The 15,998-nt window shown below is 61.3% G+C and carries 15 protein-coding genes; 7 read left to right on the top strand and 8 right to left on the bottom strand.

Annotated features, from left to right (window positions below; genetic code table 11):
- Window positions 1-3 precede the first annotated feature (3 nt).
- Entirely contained in the window at window positions 4-1,737 is a 1,734-nt protein-coding gene (locus KI610_RS00220; RefSeq protein WP_226496728.1) for an ABC transporter ATP-binding protein/permease, read from the bottom strand.
- A gap of 137 nt (window positions 1,738-1,874) precedes the next feature.
- Here KI610_RS00220 and murB point away from each other — a divergent pair, with 137 nt between their 5' ends.
- A complete protein-coding gene (gene murB, locus KI610_RS00215; protein WP_226496727.1) occupies window positions 1,875-2,888 on the top strand; it encodes a UDP-N-acetylmuramate dehydrogenase in 1,014 nt (337 codons plus the stop codon).
- Here murB and KI610_RS00210 read toward each other — a convergent pair.
- Window positions 2,863-3,645: an N-acetylmuramoyl-L-alanine amidase family protein gene (locus KI610_RS00210; RefSeq protein ID WP_226496726.1), complete on the bottom strand. Its 783-nt coding sequence runs from the start codon at window positions 3,643-3,645 to the stop codon at window positions 2,863-2,865. The two genes, murB and KI610_RS00210, sit on opposite strands and share 26 nt — an antisense overlap.
- Before the next feature lie 41 nt (window positions 3,646-3,686).
- Between KI610_RS00210 and KI610_RS00205 the strand changes: the two genes are divergently transcribed.
- Both KI610_RS00205 and KI610_RS00200 read left to right on the top strand, forming a co-directional pair.
- Window positions 3,687-4,256 carry a hypothetical protein gene (locus tag KI610_RS00205; protein ID WP_226496725.1) on the top strand — a complete coding sequence of 190 codons (570 nt, stop codon included), beginning with the start codon at window positions 3,687-3,689 and terminating at the stop codon, window positions 4,254-4,256.
- A gap of 124 nt (window positions 4,257-4,380) precedes the next feature.
- Complete coding sequence (locus tag KI610_RS00200; protein ID WP_226496724.1) at window positions 4,381-4,755, top strand: Hpt domain-containing protein; 375 nt, start codon at window positions 4,381-4,383, stop codon at window positions 4,753-4,755.
- 8 nt (window positions 4,756-4,763) lie between these two features.
- Here KI610_RS00200 and KI610_RS00195 read toward each other — a convergent pair whose 3' ends face one another.
- Window positions 4,764-5,102, bottom strand: a complete 339-nt coding sequence (locus tag KI610_RS00195; RefSeq protein WP_226496723.1) for a DUF1840 family protein — start codon at window positions 5,100-5,102, stop codon at window positions 4,764-4,766.
- Between the two features lie 81 nt (window positions 5,103-5,183).
- Between KI610_RS00195 and KI610_RS00190 the strand changes: the two genes are divergently transcribed.
- From KI610_RS00190 to KI610_RS00175, 4 genes are read left to right on the top strand one after another with little or no spacing between them, the layout of a single operon-like run.
- Window positions 5,184-5,834, top strand: coding sequence for a hypothetical protein (locus tag KI610_RS00190; protein ID WP_226496722.1), 651 nt, complete (start codon window positions 5,184-5,186; stop codon window positions 5,832-5,834).
- Complete coding sequence (locus KI610_RS00185) at window positions 5,834-6,727, top strand: ROK family protein (RefSeq protein ID WP_226496721.1); 894 nt, start codon at window positions 5,834-5,836, stop codon at window positions 6,725-6,727. The genes KI610_RS00190 and KI610_RS00185 overlap by 1 nt, the downstream gene beginning before the upstream one ends.
- 18 nt (window positions 6,728-6,745) lie before the next feature.
- The gene (locus KI610_RS00180; RefSeq protein WP_226496720.1) at window positions 6,746-7,450 is read left to right on the top strand and encodes an MOSC domain-containing protein; all 705 of its coding nucleotides are present in this window, start codon (window positions 6,746-6,748) and stop codon (window positions 7,448-7,450) included.
- Window positions 7,447-8,664, top strand: a complete 1,218-nt coding sequence (locus tag KI610_RS00175) for an MFS transporter (RefSeq protein ID WP_226496719.1) — start codon at window positions 7,447-7,449, stop codon at window positions 8,662-8,664. Before KI610_RS00180 ends, KI610_RS00175 begins: the two co-directional genes overlap by 4 nt.
- Here KI610_RS00175 and KI610_RS00170 read toward each other — a convergent pair.
- The 5 genes from KI610_RS00170 to trkA form a co-directional block, all read right to left on the bottom strand.
- On the bottom strand, window positions 8,608-9,591 hold the full coding sequence (locus tag KI610_RS00170; protein WP_226496718.1) for a VCBS repeat-containing protein: 984 nt from the start codon (window positions 9,589-9,591) through the stop codon (window positions 8,608-8,610). The genes KI610_RS00175 and KI610_RS00170 overlap by 57 nt on opposite strands.
- A 70-nt stretch (window positions 9,592-9,661) precedes the next feature.
- Window positions 9,662-11,644, bottom strand: coding sequence for a primosomal protein N' (locus tag KI610_RS00165; protein ID WP_226496717.1), 1,983 nt, complete (start codon window positions 11,642-11,644; stop codon window positions 9,662-9,664).
- Window positions 11,645-11,944: 300 nt separating this feature from the next.
- Window positions 11,945-13,012, bottom strand: a complete 1,068-nt coding sequence (gene hemE, locus KI610_RS00160) for a uroporphyrinogen decarboxylase (RefSeq protein WP_226496716.1) — start codon at window positions 13,010-13,012, stop codon at window positions 11,945-11,947.
- Window positions 13,013-13,069: 57 nt separating this feature from the next.
- Window positions 13,070-14,527 (bottom strand): TrkH family potassium uptake protein, encoded by a 1,458-nt coding sequence (locus KI610_RS00155; RefSeq protein WP_226496715.1) that lies wholly within the window; start codon window positions 14,525-14,527, stop codon window positions 13,070-13,072.
- Between the two features lie 12 nt (window positions 14,528-14,539).
- A complete protein-coding gene (gene trkA / locus KI610_RS00150; RefSeq protein ID WP_226496714.1) occupies window positions 14,540-15,973 on the bottom strand; it encodes a Trk system potassium transporter TrkA in 1,434 nt (477 codons plus the stop codon).
- Window positions 15,974-15,998 lie beyond the last annotated feature (25 nt).

The raw sequence follows: 15,998 nt of genomic DNA, 5'->3' as shown, positions 1-15,998 counted from the left end.
TTCTCAAACGGACGACGCCTGGTTATCGGTGTCGTCCGCCTTGAAACAATAGGCTTCGGCTTCGTAGAACTGCCATTGGCTATCGCCCACCAGCTCCAGCACCTGCTTGTGGTACTGGAGGATGGCCGGACGATGGGCGACGCTGATCAGCGTCGTGTTCATCTGCTGCAGTTGCTGGTAAAGCGCCGTCTCATTGGCGCTGTCGAGGGCGCTGGTCGCTTCGTCGAGAATGGCGAAGCGCGGTTTGCTGAGCAGGATGCGGGCAAAGGCCAGGCGCTGCTGCTCGCCGACCGAGAGCACTTTCTGCCAGTCCATCTCGGTATCGAGCCCGCCAAAACGGGTGGCCAGATCCGGCAGGTTCACCCTTTCCAGCACCTTGAGCAGTTGGGCGTCGGGAAACGAGCGCCCTTTGTGCGGGTAGAGCAACTGGCTGCGCAGCGTGCCGAGCAGCATGTAGGGCTGCTGGGGCAGGAACAGGATGTCGTTGGGCTGCGGCCGGAAAATGGTGCCGCTGCCGGCGTACCAGATGCCGGCAATGGCGCGCAGCAGCGAGCTCTTGCCGCTGCCACTCTGGCCGACGATCATCAGGTTTTGCCCGGGCCGGATGTCAATGGACAGATTCCGGATCAAGGTTCGCTCGTAATTCGGCGTCTGCAGGGTGACGTTGTCGAGGGTCACGTGAGCGGCATCGACCGACAGGATGGTATTGGCACTGCCGACGTGCCCGGCCGGATGGCCGGGAAGGAAACGAGCCAGGGCATCGAGCCGGTCGATGCCGGCGGCGAAGCGGCTCAGGGTTTCGAAATTCTCGACGATCAGCGAGAAGGCAGCGAGCACGGCGGCAAAGGCGCCAGCCGCCTGGATAGCCCGGCCGACTTCGAGCTCGCCCGAAATCACCCGGGAGGCGATGATGGCGCTGGGCAAAACGATGGTCAGCAAACCGTAGGCGTGCTGGAAGAAATTGAGCCCGAGCTGGCTGCGGATCAGGCGCTTGAAATTCTTGAAGGCGGCGGCGAAACGTTGCCTGACCTGTTGCAACTCCTGCGCCTCGCCGCGATACAGGGCAATCGATTCGGCGTTCTCGCGGATGCGGACGAGGCTGAAACGAAAATCGGCCTCGCGGCGTAACTGGTGAAAATTCAGAGTCATGAGCCGGTTGCCGAAGACGAAAATGGTCACCAGCGTGCCGGCCGTGGCGTAGAAAACCAGGAAATAGACCAGTTCCCGCGAAATCGACCAGAGAACGGTGCTGAAGGCGACCAGTTGCAGCACCGAGCCAATGAAAATGAGCAGGAAATAGAGCGAACGCTGGGTGAAGGTGTTGATGTCTTCGGCGACGCGCTGATCAGGATTGTCGATGCCGGCATTGGCATTCAGTTCGTAGAAATGCCGGTGACTGAAATAGCTATCGAGAAAGCGGTGGGTCAGCCAGCGCCGCCAGTGGATGCCGAGCGTGTCGCGAACGAAATAATAAAGGGCGTAGATCGGTACGGCAGCGATCAGCAACCACAGACAAAACTTGATCGACGTCCAGAAACGCTCCTCGTCGCGCGCCGCCAGCGCCGAGGTGAATTCCCCGGTCTGCTCGTTAAAGAGCACGGCAAAACGGGTCTGGCCAAGCAGCAGCAGAACAAGCAGGGTGAGCAAACCCCATGCCTTGAACTTTTCGTCCAGACGCCAATAAGGCGAGGCTATGGCCCAGAATCGTTGCCAGAGATGCCGGTCAGGAGGCTTCATTTTGATCGCCGCGGTCTGTCCAGGCGGGCCGGAAATCGGTCCCCATCTGTTGATCCTGTTTTACTCTCAGGAAGATGTCGGGGTCAAGCCGGCAAGCAAACTTCAACCGGGGCGCGAAATCGACGAAAATCCCGCCTATGAATTCCGTCCACAACGTCGACCTGACCCCCTTCAACACGCTGGCCCTGCCCGGCAAGGCGGCCGCCTACCGAAAAATCACCGCCCCCGAACAATTGACGGCGCCGGAGCTGGCCGGCCAAACCCGCTTCATCCTCGGCGGTGGCAGCAACCTCGTGCTGACCGGCGATTTCGCCGGCCTCGTCCTGCACATGGCGATCCCCGGCAAGCGCTTGTTGAAGGAAGACAGCGAGGCTTTCTACATCGAAGCCGGGGCCGGCGAGAACTGGCATGACTTCGTGCAATGGACCTTGCAGCAGGGCTGGCCAGGGCTGGAAAACCTGAGCCTGATTCCCGGCACGGTCGGCGCGGCACCGATCCAGAATATCGGCGCCTACGGGCTGGAAGTCGGGGAATGCTTCCATTCGCTGACGGCCTGGGACTTTGAAAAACAGGCGTTTTTTCCGGTTGACCGTGACAACTGCCGTTTCGGCTACCGCGACAGCGTTTTCAAGCAGGAAGGCTGGCATTTGAACGGGCGAATGGCGATCACCTCAGTCATTTTCCGACACCCGAAAGCATGGACGCCCAACCTACGTTATGCCGACGTCAATCAGGAACTGGCGGCACAAAACATCACCACGCCGACGGCGCAGGATGTCGCCAAGGCCATCGTCGCCGTGCGCCAGCGCAAGTTGCCGGACCCGGTGGTGATTCCGAACACGGGCAGTTTTTTCCACAATCCGGTGGTCGAAGCGGCGCAGGCCGAAGCGCTCAAGGCCAGTCACCCAACCCTGCCCTGCTACCCGCAGCCCGATGGCCGGGTCAAACTGGCGGCCGGCTGGCTCATCGAACAGGCTGGCTGGAAAGGGAAAAACCTCGGCCCGGTCGGCATGTATGAAAAGCAGGCGCTCGTGCTGGTCAATCGCGGCGGGGCAACGGGTGACGACGTGAAACGCACGATGGCTGCGGTTCAGGCCGATGTGCAGGCCAGGTTCGGCGTGGCCCTCACTCCGGAGCCGATTTTCCTGTAACGAACAGGCAGCCGGCGATGCCGGTCGCCAACGCGTCGGCCATGCGGGCCTGGCGCTCGGGGTCGGCCAGTTCGATTTCCTCATCCCGATGTTTGATGACACCGGCCTCGAAGAGCACGGCCGGCAGGGTCGTCCGGTAGAGCACAACGAGGTTGTCGTAATACCAGACGCCGTTTTCGGCATCGGCCGCCAGATGCTTGCGACCATGCCAGGTCGACGGCACGAATCCGGCCCGACGCAGCATGGCGCCGATGCTCGATGCACAACGCAAACTGGTTTCCGGATCGGGATTCTGGGCCGAGACGAAGATCCCGTAGCCGCGCTTGACCTCGGTGTAGGTCTGCTCGGTTCCTTCCCAGAGCCACGGTTTGAGCCAGGCTTCGCCGATCGAGTCGTGGTGGATGGAGATGAAAAAGTCGCTGCCCGCCGCCGCCACTGGCCGGGCGATCAGGCTGCCGATGTCGCCGGCAAAATTTATTTCACGGACGTCCTGGCCGCGCTCGCGCATGACCCCGGCGAGTACCCCGGCAAATTCCTGGTTGAAAGCGAATTCGGGAAGGCCACGGGCGCTCGTCGCCCCGCCGTCTTTCCCGCCATGGCCGACATCGATGGCGATCAGCGGCGGCGCAGCGATTGCTACGGTCAACCGGAAAAACAGGGCAAAAATGAAAACGTTCTTGTACGCCATGGCGCGAATTATCGCGCCAAGTCGCCTGTCCGGGCGGGAAAGCAGCGCTAACCGTGGAACCTCCGACATGATTTGCGCTATAGTTTCCGGCCAGCAAGGGGAATAAAACAATGAACAAAGAGCCACTCCATCCGCGCGGTACCAGCGCCCACATGCCTGACCTGAACTGGAGTCAGGTCCGCGAAACGGTGCTGATGCTTGAACTCTCCGCCGTGCAAATCGAAGCCGCGATGAAGGATAGCGACAGTTCGGTCGAGGTGCTCACCGACTCCTTCACGACCATGGCCAGCTACATGCGGACGATTTCCGACACCATCCAGACCCTGCCCGACCACGGCGAAGTCGGTGTCGCCAAGCAGAATTTAAGCGGTGTCTCCGAACACGTCTCCGGCATGGTTCATCAGGCCATCATCGCCTTCCAGTTCTACGACAAGCTGGTCCAGCGGCTGGCCCACGTCGGCATCAGTCTGGGCGACCTGAGCGACCTGGTGGCCGACGGGCGGCGTCTGTACAACCCGAGCGAATGGGTTTCGCTGCAGGACAAGATCCGGACCAAATACACGACGCGCGAGGAAATCGCCATGTTCGAAGCCGTCATGCAGGGCATGCCGGTGCAGGAAGCCGTCGACAAGTTCATGGCCGAAATGAAGGAAAAGAGCGACGACATCGAGCTTTTCTAGCAAAACGCACTTTCGCATTGAAGGATGCACGCGATGACGCTAACATGAGGATGTCGAACTCAGGATATCCGGATACCCGAAATGATTGCTCAGGAAGCCACCGCCGATACCGAAGAGCAAGCTCATGACTGCCGATGACGGCTTACCGGACCTGCCCGGCATCGACAAGGCCGACGGCCTCAGGCGCATGCTCAACAAGCCGGCGCTTTACGAAAAAATCCTGCGCGATTTTCACGCCCGCCTGATCGATGCACCGCAACTCATTCGCACCACGCTGGCCAGCGGTGATTTCGAGAGTGCCGAAAGGCACGCTCACAGCGCCAAGGGACTGGCCGGAACAATCGGCGCCCTCGACCTGCAAAACGCCGCCAAAGACCTCGAACAAGCACTACGCGATGGCCAGACTCCATCCGCTGTCGTGTTCGCCAGATTTGAGCAGGATCTGCGCACGGTCATCGACGGCATAGCGGTCGGCTTCGACATCGAATCGGCCAACTGAGCCAATTCTCAGAAATCGGCTGACGCTTCCCAGACGATATTTGCCTTCGCCCCACCCTTGCTGGTCCGCTCGAGCATATCGATCAACGGCCAGGCGCGCTGGCTCATCGCGACGACCGGCTCCTTCTTTTTCCCCGTCTCGTCCCGCTCGTCCTCATCCGGCGGCGGTGGCGGTGCCTCGGCCCGTTTGACCGCTTCACGCAAGGTGTTCGCGGCCGGCGCCATCTCGGCCACAGTAAAGGTTCCCCGCGCCGTCGTTGCCTTGCCCAGCACCTGCAGCAACGGTCGGGCCGCCTCGGCGAACATCAGCAATTCCCCCGTTTCACTGGAATAAAAGCGGACTAACATTGTTTTTCCTTTCCCTGCATGGATTCCCGGTTGTCACGCCGCCCCGCCTTGGGCACAATGAACCGGAGGGAGGCAACGATCATGACAACAAATATTACCGCCAATCCATGGGAGACAGGGATCGACGAACTTGAGCGCTATGCGCTGGAGGAATGCGTCAAACGGCGGCGCGTCGATCGTTCGGTTTCGGTCCTGATCCTGCCCGACAAGCATGGCGAAATGGCCATCAAATTTGCCCGCCTCGGCATTCAAACTGTCGTCGCCGACAGCCCGAATCACAAGAACGACATCGAGGGCCGCATTTTGGCGGCCGGTTTGCAGAATGAAGTTTGCTATACCGCCTGCACCTTGCCCGAGCTCCCGGAGTTTTCGCAGGGCGAGCCGTTTGACATCATCGTCATCCGCCGCGGCCTATGCAGCCTGCCCTATGAAGAGGCCCGCCGGGTGGTCCGGCAACTGCTGCTCAGACTCAAGATCGGCGGCAAGCTCTACATCTCCGTCCTCGGTCTGCATTCCGAACTCAGCGAAGGTTATGCCGCCAGCGAATCGACCATTGATCAGCGTTTTGCCATGCTATCGCCGATGCTCGCCGGCAAATACGACATCCAGCATCCGGTTTGCCTGTACACCGAACGCAATCTCTTCATGCTGCTGCTCGAAGCCGGCGCCAGCGTCCTGCGCACGCTGACGACGACCTACGGCAACGTCAAGGGCATCGGCGTTCGCGTCTGATGCGCCTAGGTGTCGACCTCGGCGGGACCAAAACCGAGATCATCGCACTGGCCGACGACGGCCGCGAATTGCTGCGCCAGCGCATCGCGACGCCGCAGGGCGACTACATGGCAACGCTCTTGGCCATCGCCGGGCTGGTCGAAAGTGTCGAGAACACACTCGGCCAACGGGGCAGCGTCGGCATTGGCATCCCCGGCGCCGAATCGCTGGCCACCGGCCTGATCAAGAATGCCAACTCCACCTGCCTGATTGGCCAGCCACTCAAGCGTGACCTGCAGGCCCTGCTCCAGCGTGAAATACGGCTGGCCAACGACGCCAACTGCTTTGCGCTGTCCGAAGCGGTTGACGGTAGCGGGCAGGATGCAGAGGTCGTTTTCGGCATCATCCTCGGCACCGGCGTCGGTGGCGGCATCGTCATCAACCGCCAGGTGCTGACCGGCGCCAACGCCATCGCAGGAGAATGGGGACACAATCCGCTGCCCCTGCCGAGCGGCGACGACCTGCCCTTGCCGCCCTGCTACTGCGGCCGCGCCGGCTGCACCGAGGCCTATCTTTCCGGCCCGGCGCTGGCTGCCGACCATCGCCGCTACACCGGACAAACCCTGAGCGCGAGCCAGATCGACCACCTTGCTGCCAGGGGCGACGCCGCCTGCGAAGCCTCGCTGCGCCGTTACGAAGAACGCCTCGGCCGCGCCCTGGCTAGCGTCATCAACCTTCTCGACCCGCAGGTCATCGTCATAGGCGGTGGGCTGTCGAACATGCAGCGGCTGTATCGAAACCTGACCGACACTTGCCGTCCCCACGTTTTTTCGGATGCATTCAGCACAAAATTCCTGCCGCCGAAACATGGGGATTCCTCGGGGGTACGCGGCGCAGCATGGTTGTGGGATTGATGGCAAAATCCGGCGACCATGGCCCACGTTTCCCTCTTCATCGGCGGCATACGCCCGCTTCCTGAATCCGGTCGGCCGACCGGCATGTACAAGCAGCCGGCCGGCGGCCCGCTCGAACTCGGCCGCGAAGGCTTCATCGGCGACGAGCAGGCCGACCGACGCGTGCACGGCGGCCCGGAAAAAGCCGTCCATCTCTACCCGGCACGCCATTACGCCAAGCTGGCCGAACGCTTCCCGGAGGCCGCGCCACAGCTCGTCATCGGCAGCCTCGGCGAAAACATCTCGACGGCCGAACTCGACGAAAACGATGTCCGGATCGGTGACATCTGGCGCCTGGGCAGCGCCGAGCTGCAGGTTTGCCAGCCGCGCAACCCGTGCTGGAAAATTGATGAACGCTTCGCCAGCGATGGCATGGCCGCCTTCATCGCCGAGCATCGCCTGACCGGCTGGTACTGGCGGGTCGTCAAACCCGGCCTCGTGGCGCCGGGCGATACGCTTGAACTCCTGCAAGCGGCGGAAGGCAGCTTCACGCTGGCCGAAGCGATGCAGTGCTGGCAGGCCCACCGCCCCACCCTCGCCGACCTTGAAAAACTCGCCGCCAGTCCCGGCATCGCCAAAAACTGGCAACAAAAGATCGTTTCGCGGGTCGAATGGCTCCGAAAAAATCCAGAAAAGACGTCGCCCATGCCGGTGGCGTTCCACGTGAAACCCGAGAACCAATGAACGATACGGACGCTCGCCGCCTGTGGATCAGGCTATTCCTGCCCTTTGCCGCCGGTTATTTCCTGTCCTACCTCTACCGGACGGCCAATGCCGTCATCGGGCCGGTTCTCGCCCGCGAACTCAACCTCGGCGACAACGCGCTCGGCCTGCTAACCAGCACCTATTTTCTTGCCTTCGGCGCCGCCCAGTTGCCGCTCGGCATGCTGCTCGACCGCTTTGGTCCGCGTCGCGTCGAGGCCGGCCTGCTCCTGATCGCCGCCGCCGGAGCCGCCGTCTTCGCACTCTCCGATGCCCTTGGCGGCCTGGCCATTGGCCGCGCCATGATCGGCCTTGGCGTTTCGGCCTGCCTGATGGCTTCGTTCAAAGCCTTTGCCCAGTGGTTCCCGCCCGAACGGCAGGCCTCGCTGACCGGCTGGGTCATGGCCTCGGGCGGCCTCGGCGCGCTGGCCGCCTCGAAACCGCTGGAAATGGCGCTCGGCTTTGCCTCCTGGCAGGAAATCGCTTTCGGCCTGGCCGCCGCGACCCTGGCCGTCGCCGCGACGCTCTGGTTCGTCGCCCCCGACAAGCCCGGCGAGGAAGGCGGGACTGGCTTCGCCGCCCAGATGGCCGGGGTAAAAAGCATTTTTTCCAGCCCTCACTTCTGGCGCTACGCCCCGATGGGCTTCTGGTTCACCGGCGGTTTCATGGCTGTGCAGGGCCTGTGGGTAGCGCGCTGGATGACGGTCATGGAAGGGCTCGAAGGCGCAGCGATTGCCGCCCGCCTGACCTGGATGAGCGGCGCCATGCTGGCCGGCTTCCTGTTCATGGGCTTCTTCGCCACCGGGCTGGTGCGGCGAGGGATCAAGCTCGACACCATCTATCGCACTTCCATGATCGTCGCCATCAGCCTGCTCGCCCTGATCAGCTGCCTGCCAGGCTTCGCCGGCAACCTGCTGTGGCCTGTCCTCGGCGCCTGTTTTTCGCTCTCCAACGTTTCCTATTCGCTGGTCGCCCAGGCCTTCCCATCGGCGCTCTCCGGACGGGCGAACACTGCCCTCAATCTGCTGGTTTTCGCCGGTGCCTTCGGCCTGCAATGGGGCATCGGCATACTCGTCGATGCCCTGCAGGCTCAAGGCTGGGCTGGCGATGCGGCTTTCCGCACCGCCTTCTTCACGCTCTTAGGCGGCCAGTTTCTCGCCCTGCTCTGGATGCTCAGACCCCGCCGGCAAATCTGAGACAATGAGGTCGACCTGCTGCATGTGGCCGACCTCCCCCGCCTCGGAAAGGTAAAGACCGGCCGCCCGAATCTGTCCGAGCAATTCGTTGGATTTCGTTTTTAGCGAAAATTCCGCGTTGACCGTGGCAGTGCATAACGCGCCGACCCCCTGCTGCTTGAGCGAGCCGAAACCGTCGCCCGACCATACGCCGAGCTGGCTGAAAGCGGCGTCGGCCTCATCGATCCAGCCGTTGTGGTCGTCGTCGAGTTTGGCCAGATCGGCGAAACCATTGCCACTGGCCACGCCGAACAATTCGCTGCCATCGTCGGCCTTGCCATTGCCGTTCCGGTCGAGAACCAGATAGCCGCTACCCTTGCCGATACCGGGAATCTGCTCGGCAGTACCATCGGCGTTCAGATCGAAGCTGATGCAATCCTCGGTCAGTTCGCAAGCCATGCCGTTAAAACTCAGCATCAACGGATCGCTCAATTTAACGGTGCCGCTCTCTTCCTCGACCTTTTCGCTCGTGTAATTGCGCTCCATGGCCAGCGCGTAGTCGAATTCAATCACTTTGCCATCGCAGGTCGTCACCTTGCCGTTGCCGCACACCGTCGTCTTTTCCGATTCGGTGACCGTTTCCCGGATGGTGCGCTGCCAGCTGATTTCCGCGCCGCGCCGCGCGACCGCCGGCTGAGCCGACAAGGCCTCGCCGGCGGCAAACTTTTCCCCGACTTTCTTGCCATCCATTGCCGCCATGATGGCATCGAGCAGGGATTGCAGCATTTTCTGAATTTCCTGCCGCTCGGATTTCCGCGCCTCGGCCGGGCTCAGCGAGAGATCGTCGAATATGCGCCGAAACTGCCGCTCGCTGGAGACCTCCAGCGCCTGGCTGCGACTCGCTTCGTGAGTGGACGACAGCTGAACGTTCGAATCCTGAATTTTCATGATCGACTCCTTGCGTGATTGGGCTTACTCCAGTGCAAGGGTCGTGCCGAACACATCGACCGCCGGGAAGTCAAAACTCTAGGGGATCAACCTCGATGTGCCAGCGCAATTTCGACGGCGCCTTGATGGTTTCGATCGCCTCCCGCCAGCGCGGCAGGAAATTCTGCAAGGCCGGGCGCGAACAGGATTCGGCGAGCAACTGGCCACGCTCCAGATTGGCCAGCCGGGCCAGCTTCATCGGCACCGGGTCATAGATCATGACGTTTTCGTGCTCGCCGATCAGCGGCAAGGCGGCAGCCGTGTTCAGGAAGGCAATGGAATCGGCCATTTCCGGCGCCTCAGCGCGCAACACGGCCTGGAAGGCATAGGGCGGGAAGCCGGCCTGCTCGCGCTCCTTGAGTTGCTGGGCGGCGAATCCCGGGTAGTCGTGCTCGGCCAGCGCGGCAAACAGCGGATGATCCGGATACTCGGTCTGGATCAGCACTTCGCCCTTCAGTTCGGCCCGCCCGGCCCGCCCGGCTACCTGCATCAACTGGGCGAACAGGCGTTCCGGCGCCCGCCAGTCGGCAGCGTAGAGGGCGGCATCGGCGCCGAGCGTGCCAACCAGTGTCAGCTTGGGAAAATCGTGGCCCTTGGCCAGCATCTGGGTGCCGACCAGAATGTCGGCCAGACCGCCATGAATGAGATCCAGCATGGCCTCCCACTGCTTGCGACTCTTCACCGAATCACGGTCGACGCGCAGGACGCGCGCTTCGGGAAACTGCTCCTGCAGCCACGCCTCAAGACGCTGCGTACCGCGCCCAAACGGGTGGATGTCCTGATTGCCGCAGGTCGGGCAGGCCTTCGGTACGCGGTGTTCGCAACCGCAGTGATGGCAGCGCAGACGACGGTCGGCGAGGTGCAAGACCATGTTGGCCGCACAGCGCGTACACCGTGAAATCCATCCGCAGGCCGGGCAAGCCAGCACGGGGGCGTAACCACGGCGGTTGAGGAAGACGAGGCTCTGCTCGCCACGCGCCAGACGCTCCTTGATGGCGGCAATCAACGGCTCGCTGACACCCTCCTTCAAGACCATTTTGCGCGTATTGATGATGTGCACAGCCGGCAGCGTTGCTTCCGGATTGGCCCGCTGATTCAGCGTCAGCAGGCCATATCGCCCGCCCTGCGCATTCGCCCATGACTCGAGCGACGGCGTCGCCGAGCCGAGCAGAATGGGTATGCCCAGCTGGTGGGCCCGGAAAACCCCGACATCACGCGCCGAATAACGCATGCCGTCCTGCTGCTTGAATGATGGGTCGTGCTCTTCATCAATGACGATCAAGCCAAGCCGGGGCATGGGTGTGAAGATCGATAGCCGGGTGCCAAGAATGATGCTCGCCTCGCCGGCAAAGGCCGCCCGCCAGTTGCGCTCACGCGCTGCCTCAGCCAGTTCGCTATGCAGGGAAACGACACCCGCCTCGGGAAAGCGGGCGCGAACCCGGCCCTCCAGCTGTGGCGTCAAGTTGATTTCCGGGACCAAAATCAGGGCTTGTCGTCCAGCCTCCAAGGCTTGCTCGACCAGGCGCAGATAGACCTCGGTTTTGCCGCTGCCGGTCACGCCATGCAACAGATGAACGGAAAAACCGGCGGCCGGGTCGATGGCAGCCAAAGCTGTGGCTTGTTCGTCGGTCAGGGCTGGCGGCTGAATCGGCTCCGGCTTTCGCGTGGCGCGTCCGCTGCGTCGGTCCGGCGGATCAAGGCGTTTGAGTCCAACCGGCAAGGCCTGCAGCACAACTTCGCCATATGCAGCCTGATAGTAAGTACTTGCGAATTCGCAAAGCCGAAAGAAATCGGCCGGCAGTGGCGGCAAGTCGCGCAAAATTTCGACTGCCTGCTTCAGCTGATCCAGCGGCCAGTCGCTTTCGCCAACCACGTCGACGATAACGCCGAGTTTCTCGCCGCGACCGAATGGAACGCGAGCCCTGTAGCCGATATCTGCGGTCGACGCCGTTTCAGCCAGATAATCAAAAAGGCGATGTAACGGCAAATCGAGGGCGACGCGTAAAACGGGCATGGATTTACCGGCCAAAGCCGTTATTTCTCCAAAAATTCGGATTTATTGCGACCCAAAACCAGGGTTTTTGAGTTGTCCACAAAAACTGTGGATAACTTTGTGGATTTCTTTTTGACTTTGGCGCCAGGTAACGGTTTGGTAAGGATTCCGTCACTCTGCCGAAATATTGAGCAACATCATTATTCGTTTAAATTCAATAATTTAAATAAACAATGCTGAGTCAATGGTTTTTCGGAGTTTATTTTTAGTGAGGGGCAAAACTCTGTGCATAAGTCAAGCCTTGCCCCTCATTTATAGCTATTACTTACGTAATACGCGGCTGTATGAATGCACCGTCTCGACGAGTGCGGTAACGCTATCCGGCGGAGTGAATTGGGAAATGCCGTGACCCAAGTTGAAAACGTGGCCGGTATTGGCCGGGCCGAAGCTGTCGAGCACTTTTTTCGCTTCGGCAGCGACAATTTCCGGCTGCGCGAACAGCACATTCGGATCGAGATTCCCCTGCAGCGCCACTTTGTCGCCAACGCGACGGCGGGCTTCGCCGATGTCGATAGTCCAGTCGAGGCCAACGGCATCGCAACCGATGTCGGCGATCTTTTCCAGCCACAGGCCGCCGTTTTTGGTAAACACGATGCTCGGAATGCGCTGGCCGTCTTTTTCCTTTTTGAGGCCGGCCACGATGCGACGCATGTATTGCAAGGAAAACTCTTCGTAGGCCGCATTGGAAAGCGAGCCGCCCCAGGTGTCGAAGATCATCACGGCCTGGGCGCCACAATCGATCTGGGCGTTCAGGTAGGCAATCACGGAATCTGCCGTCACCGACAGGATGCGGTGCAGCAGGTCCGGGCGGTTGTAGAGCATGCCCTTGATATTGCGGAAATCGCTCGAGCCCTCGCCTTCGACCATATAACAAGCCAGCGTGTAGGGGCTGCCAGAGAAACCGATGAGCGGCACCGAGTTATCCAGGGCGCGGCGAATTTCCGAAACGGCATCCATGACGTAGCCGAGGTGTTCGTAGGGATCGGTCACTGTCAGGTTGTTGATAGCCCATTCTTCACGCAGCGGGCGCTCGAACTTGGGGCCCTCGCCTTCGGCGAAGTACAGGCCGAGGCCCATGGCGTCCGGCACGGTCAGGATGTCGGAGAACAGGATGGCGGCGTCGAGGTTGTAGCGAGCCAACGGCTGCAGCGTGACCTCGCAGGCCATGCTCGGCGACTTGCACAGGTTCAGGAAGTTGCCGGCCCGTTTGCGGGTTTCGCAGTATTCGGGCAGGTAACGTCCGGCCTGGCGCATCAGCCACAGCGGGGTGTATTCGGTCGGCTCTTTGAGAAGGGCGCGCAGGAAAGTATCGTTCTTGGGTCGGCTCACGTCGGACTCCGCCAGAAAATCGGAAAGGCGGAATTATCCGCCTTTCCGCGGCTCAGGTCACTTACGCCAGAAGGCGGGGGTGAACAGCACGACCAGCGAGAAAATTTCCAGGCGCCCGGCAAGCATGGCCAGCGCGCAGATCCAGGTCTGGAAATCGGTCAGCGCCTGATAGTTCTGGGCCGGCCCGACGACATTCAGCCCGGGCCCGGCGTTGTTGATGCAGGCGATGATGGCGGTGAATGCCGAAATGAAATCGAGGCCACTGGCGACCAGGAAGAAAGTCAGTTCGCCAACGGTCAGGGCATACAGGAAAATGAATCCCATCACGGCATTGGCGATGGTCGGGGGAATGACGCTGCCGCCGATGCGCATCGGATTGACGACGTTCGGATGAATCAATTTTTCCAGTTCCCGCGTCGCCTGCCGGGTAAGGATCAGCGTGCGGATCATCTTGATGCCGCCACCTGTGGACCCGGACGAGACCGCGACGCAGGACAGGAACAGCATCCACAGCGGGACAAAGATCGGCCACTTGTCGTAGTCGACGCTGGCAAAGCCACAGTCGGTGGCAATCGATACCAGATTGAAGGCGACATGGCGCAGCGCGACGCCGAGATCGTCATAGACGTCGGTTTTCCAGAGATACAGCGAGCAGACCAGGATGCTCGATGCAATCAGGGCAACGAAGGCCTTGGCCTCGGTATCCCGCCAGTAGCAAAGCAGCGAGCGCCCGCGCCAGGCCAGGAAGTGGGTGGCGAAATTCATGCCGGCGACCATCATGAAGAAGATCAGCACGCCTTCGATCAGCGGTGAATTGAACTGCCCGACGCTGGCGTCATAGGTCGAAAAGCCACCCAAGGAAAGTGCCGCGAAGGCATGGCAGATTGCGTCCAGCCAATTCATCCCGGCCAGCTTGAGCGCTGCGATGCAGGCTGCTGTAATGCCGAAATAGACCAGCCACAATGCCTTCGCCGTCCCGGCAATGCGCGGCGTCAATTTCGAATCCTTCATCGGCCCCGGCGTTTCCGCCTTGTACAGCTGCATGCCGCCCACGCCGAGCAAGGGCAGGATGGCCACGGCCAGCACGATGATGCCCATGCCGCCCAGCCAGTTGAGTTCATGGCGCCACAGATTGACCGACGGCGGGAGTTTCTCGATACCGGTCAGCACTGTGGCCCCGGTTGTCGTCAGGCCGGACATCGATTCGAAGAAGGCATCGGTAAACGACAGATTCTCGATGTTCAGCATCAACGGCACCGTGGCGATGGCCGCCATCAGCACCCAGGCCAGCGTAACCAGCAGGAAGCCGTCGCGCGGCCGCAGTTCCCGCTTGTAGCGCCGGGTAGCAAAAACCAGCCCGGCGCCGCAGGCCAGGCAGGCCAGCAGGGCATCGAGAAACTCGCCGGTGGTGCCGTCGGCGTAGATCAACGAACTGGCAATCGGCATCACGTAGGTCGCTGCGAAGAAGAGCAGCATCATCCCCATCACGTGCAGTACGGGCAGCAGGGTATTCATGACTTCCTCCGCTCAGAGAAACCCGACACTGACCTGGAACAGCGCTTCGATCTTGCGGACCAGTTTTTTCGACAGGCAGAAGACGATGACATGATCGCCCGCCTCGATGACGGTATCGCCATGGGCGATCACGACGTGGCCAGCCCGCCGGTCGACGGTACCGTCGTCGCGTACCTGCAGCATCTCCACCTGATCGAAATTGCGGACCAGCGCCGCCACGGTCACGCCCGGAGGGAAGGCAATCTGGTCAATGCGTCGGCCGACTACCTGGGAATTCTTGGCATCGCCGTGGGCGACAATCTCCAGCGCTTCGGCTGCGCCGCGGCGCAGGGAATGCACGGCGACCACGTCGCCCTTGCGCAGATGGGCGAGCAGGCTGCCGATCGATACCTGGGCCGGCGAAATGGCGATATCGATCGGACCGCCCTGGATCATCTCGGCATAGGCCCGTCGGTTGACGATGGCAACCACCCGCTTGCAGCCCATCCGCTTGGCCAGCGACGCCGACATGATGTTGTTTTCGTCGTCGTTGGTCAGCGCCAGGAAGAGGTCCATGTCCTGGATGTTTTCCTGCTCCAGCAAATCCTCGTCGGTACTGTCGCCAAACAGGACCAGCGCATCCTTCAGCGAATTGGCTGCCTGTTCGGCGCGATCCTGCCGATTCTCGATCAGCTTGACTTCATAACGGGACTCGAGCGCCCGGGCAACGCGCAAGCCGATATTGCCAGCCCCGCCGATCACAATTCGCTGCACCCTGGTCATCATGCGCCGCAACTCGCGCAGAACCGGCCGAATATTCTCGGTCGCCGCCAGCACGAAAACTTCGTCGCCGGCCCTGATCAGGGTATCGCCTTCCGGAGAAATGGGCTGCTCGTCACGGAAAATGGCGGCGATCCGTGCATCCATGCCCAGCGGCAAATGCTTGCGCATGTCGCAGATCGGTTTATCGACCAGCAAGCCCCCTTCGTAAGCCCTAACCGCTACGAGACAGACTCGCCCCGATGCGAACTGCATGACCTGTAGCGCCTCAGGAAACTCGATCAAGCGCTGGATATATTCCGAGATCACCATTTCCGGGCAAATCGCATGGTCGACCGCGAAATTCTCGTCGGTTAACAGCTGCGGATCGTCGAGAAAATCCTGCGCGCGCAGGCGGGCGATCCGTGTCGGCACGTTGAAAATACTGTGCGCCAGTTTGCAGGCGACCAGATTGGTTTGGTCGCTTTGCGTCACCGCAATGACCAGATCTGCATCGTCTGCGCCCGCCGCACGCAATATCGACGGATGGGCGGCATTGCCCACCACCGTCCGCAGGTCCAGCTTGTCCTGCAGCGCCATCAGGCGGACGCCGTCGCTATCGACGACGGTGATGTCGTTTTCTTCCGAAACCAGCCCTTCGGCCACGCTGGCGCCGACCTGCCCGGCACCGAGAATGATGACTTTCATGTCTCCCCCTTAACCCGTACCCCCG

This window comes from Ferribacterium limneticum, assembly GCF_020510565.1.
Taxonomy (GTDB): Bacteria; Pseudomonadota; Gammaproteobacteria; order Burkholderiales; family Rhodocyclaceae; genus Azonexus; species Azonexus limneticus_B.
Note: the sequence above shows the minus strand (reverse complement) of the source record. Positions and strands in the feature narration are given on the sequence as shown.

Excerpts from the sequence above, each read along its gene's own strand:
- KI610_RS00180 (WP_226496720.1), top strand. The coding sequence starts at position 6,746 with ATGGCCCACGTTTCCCTCTTCATCGGCGGCATACGCCCGCTTCCTGAA.
- KI610_RS00165 (WP_226496717.1), bottom strand. The coding sequence starts at position 11,644 with ATGCCCGTTTTACGCGTCGCCCTCGATTTGCCGTTACATCGCCTTTTT.
- KI610_RS00170 (WP_226496718.1), bottom strand. The coding sequence starts at position 9,591 with ATGAAAATTCAGGATTCGAACGTTCAGCTGTCGTCCACTCACGAAGCG.
- KI610_RS00155 (WP_226496715.1), bottom strand. The coding sequence starts at position 14,527 with ATGAATACCCTGCTGCCCGTACTGCACGTGATGGGGATGATGCTGCTC.
- murB (WP_226496727.1), top strand. The coding sequence starts at position 1,875 with ATGAATTCCGTCCACAACGTCGACCTGACCCCCTTCAACACGCTGGCC.
- KI610_RS00220 (WP_226496728.1), bottom strand. The coding sequence starts at position 1,737 with ATGAAGCCTCCTGACCGGCATCTCTGGCAACGATTCTGGGCCATAGCC.
- KI610_RS00200 (WP_226496724.1), top strand. The coding sequence starts at position 4,381 with ATGACTGCCGATGACGGCTTACCGGACCTGCCCGGCATCGACAAGGCC.
- trkA (WP_226496714.1), bottom strand. The coding sequence starts at position 15,973 with ATGAAAGTCATCATTCTCGGTGCCGGGCAGGTCGGCGCCAGCGTGGCC.
- KI610_RS00210 (WP_226496726.1), bottom strand. The coding sequence starts at position 3,645 with ATGTCGGAGGTTCCACGGTTAGCGCTGCTTTCCCGCCCGGACAGGCGA.
- KI610_RS00195 (WP_226496723.1), bottom strand. The coding sequence starts at position 5,102 with ATGTTAGTCCGCTTTTATTCCAGTGAAACGGGGGAATTGCTGATGTTC.
- KI610_RS00205 (WP_226496725.1), top strand. The coding sequence starts at position 3,687 with ATGAACAAAGAGCCACTCCATCCGCGCGGTACCAGCGCCCACATGCCT.
- KI610_RS00175 (WP_226496719.1), top strand. The coding sequence starts at position 7,447 with ATGAACGATACGGACGCTCGCCGCCTGTGGATCAGGCTATTCCTGCCC.
- KI610_RS00185 (WP_226496721.1), top strand. The coding sequence starts at position 5,834 with ATGCGCCTAGGTGTCGACCTCGGCGGGACCAAAACCGAGATCATCGCA.
- KI610_RS00190 (WP_226496722.1), top strand. The coding sequence starts at position 5,184 with ATGACAACAAATATTACCGCCAATCCATGGGAGACAGGGATCGACGAA.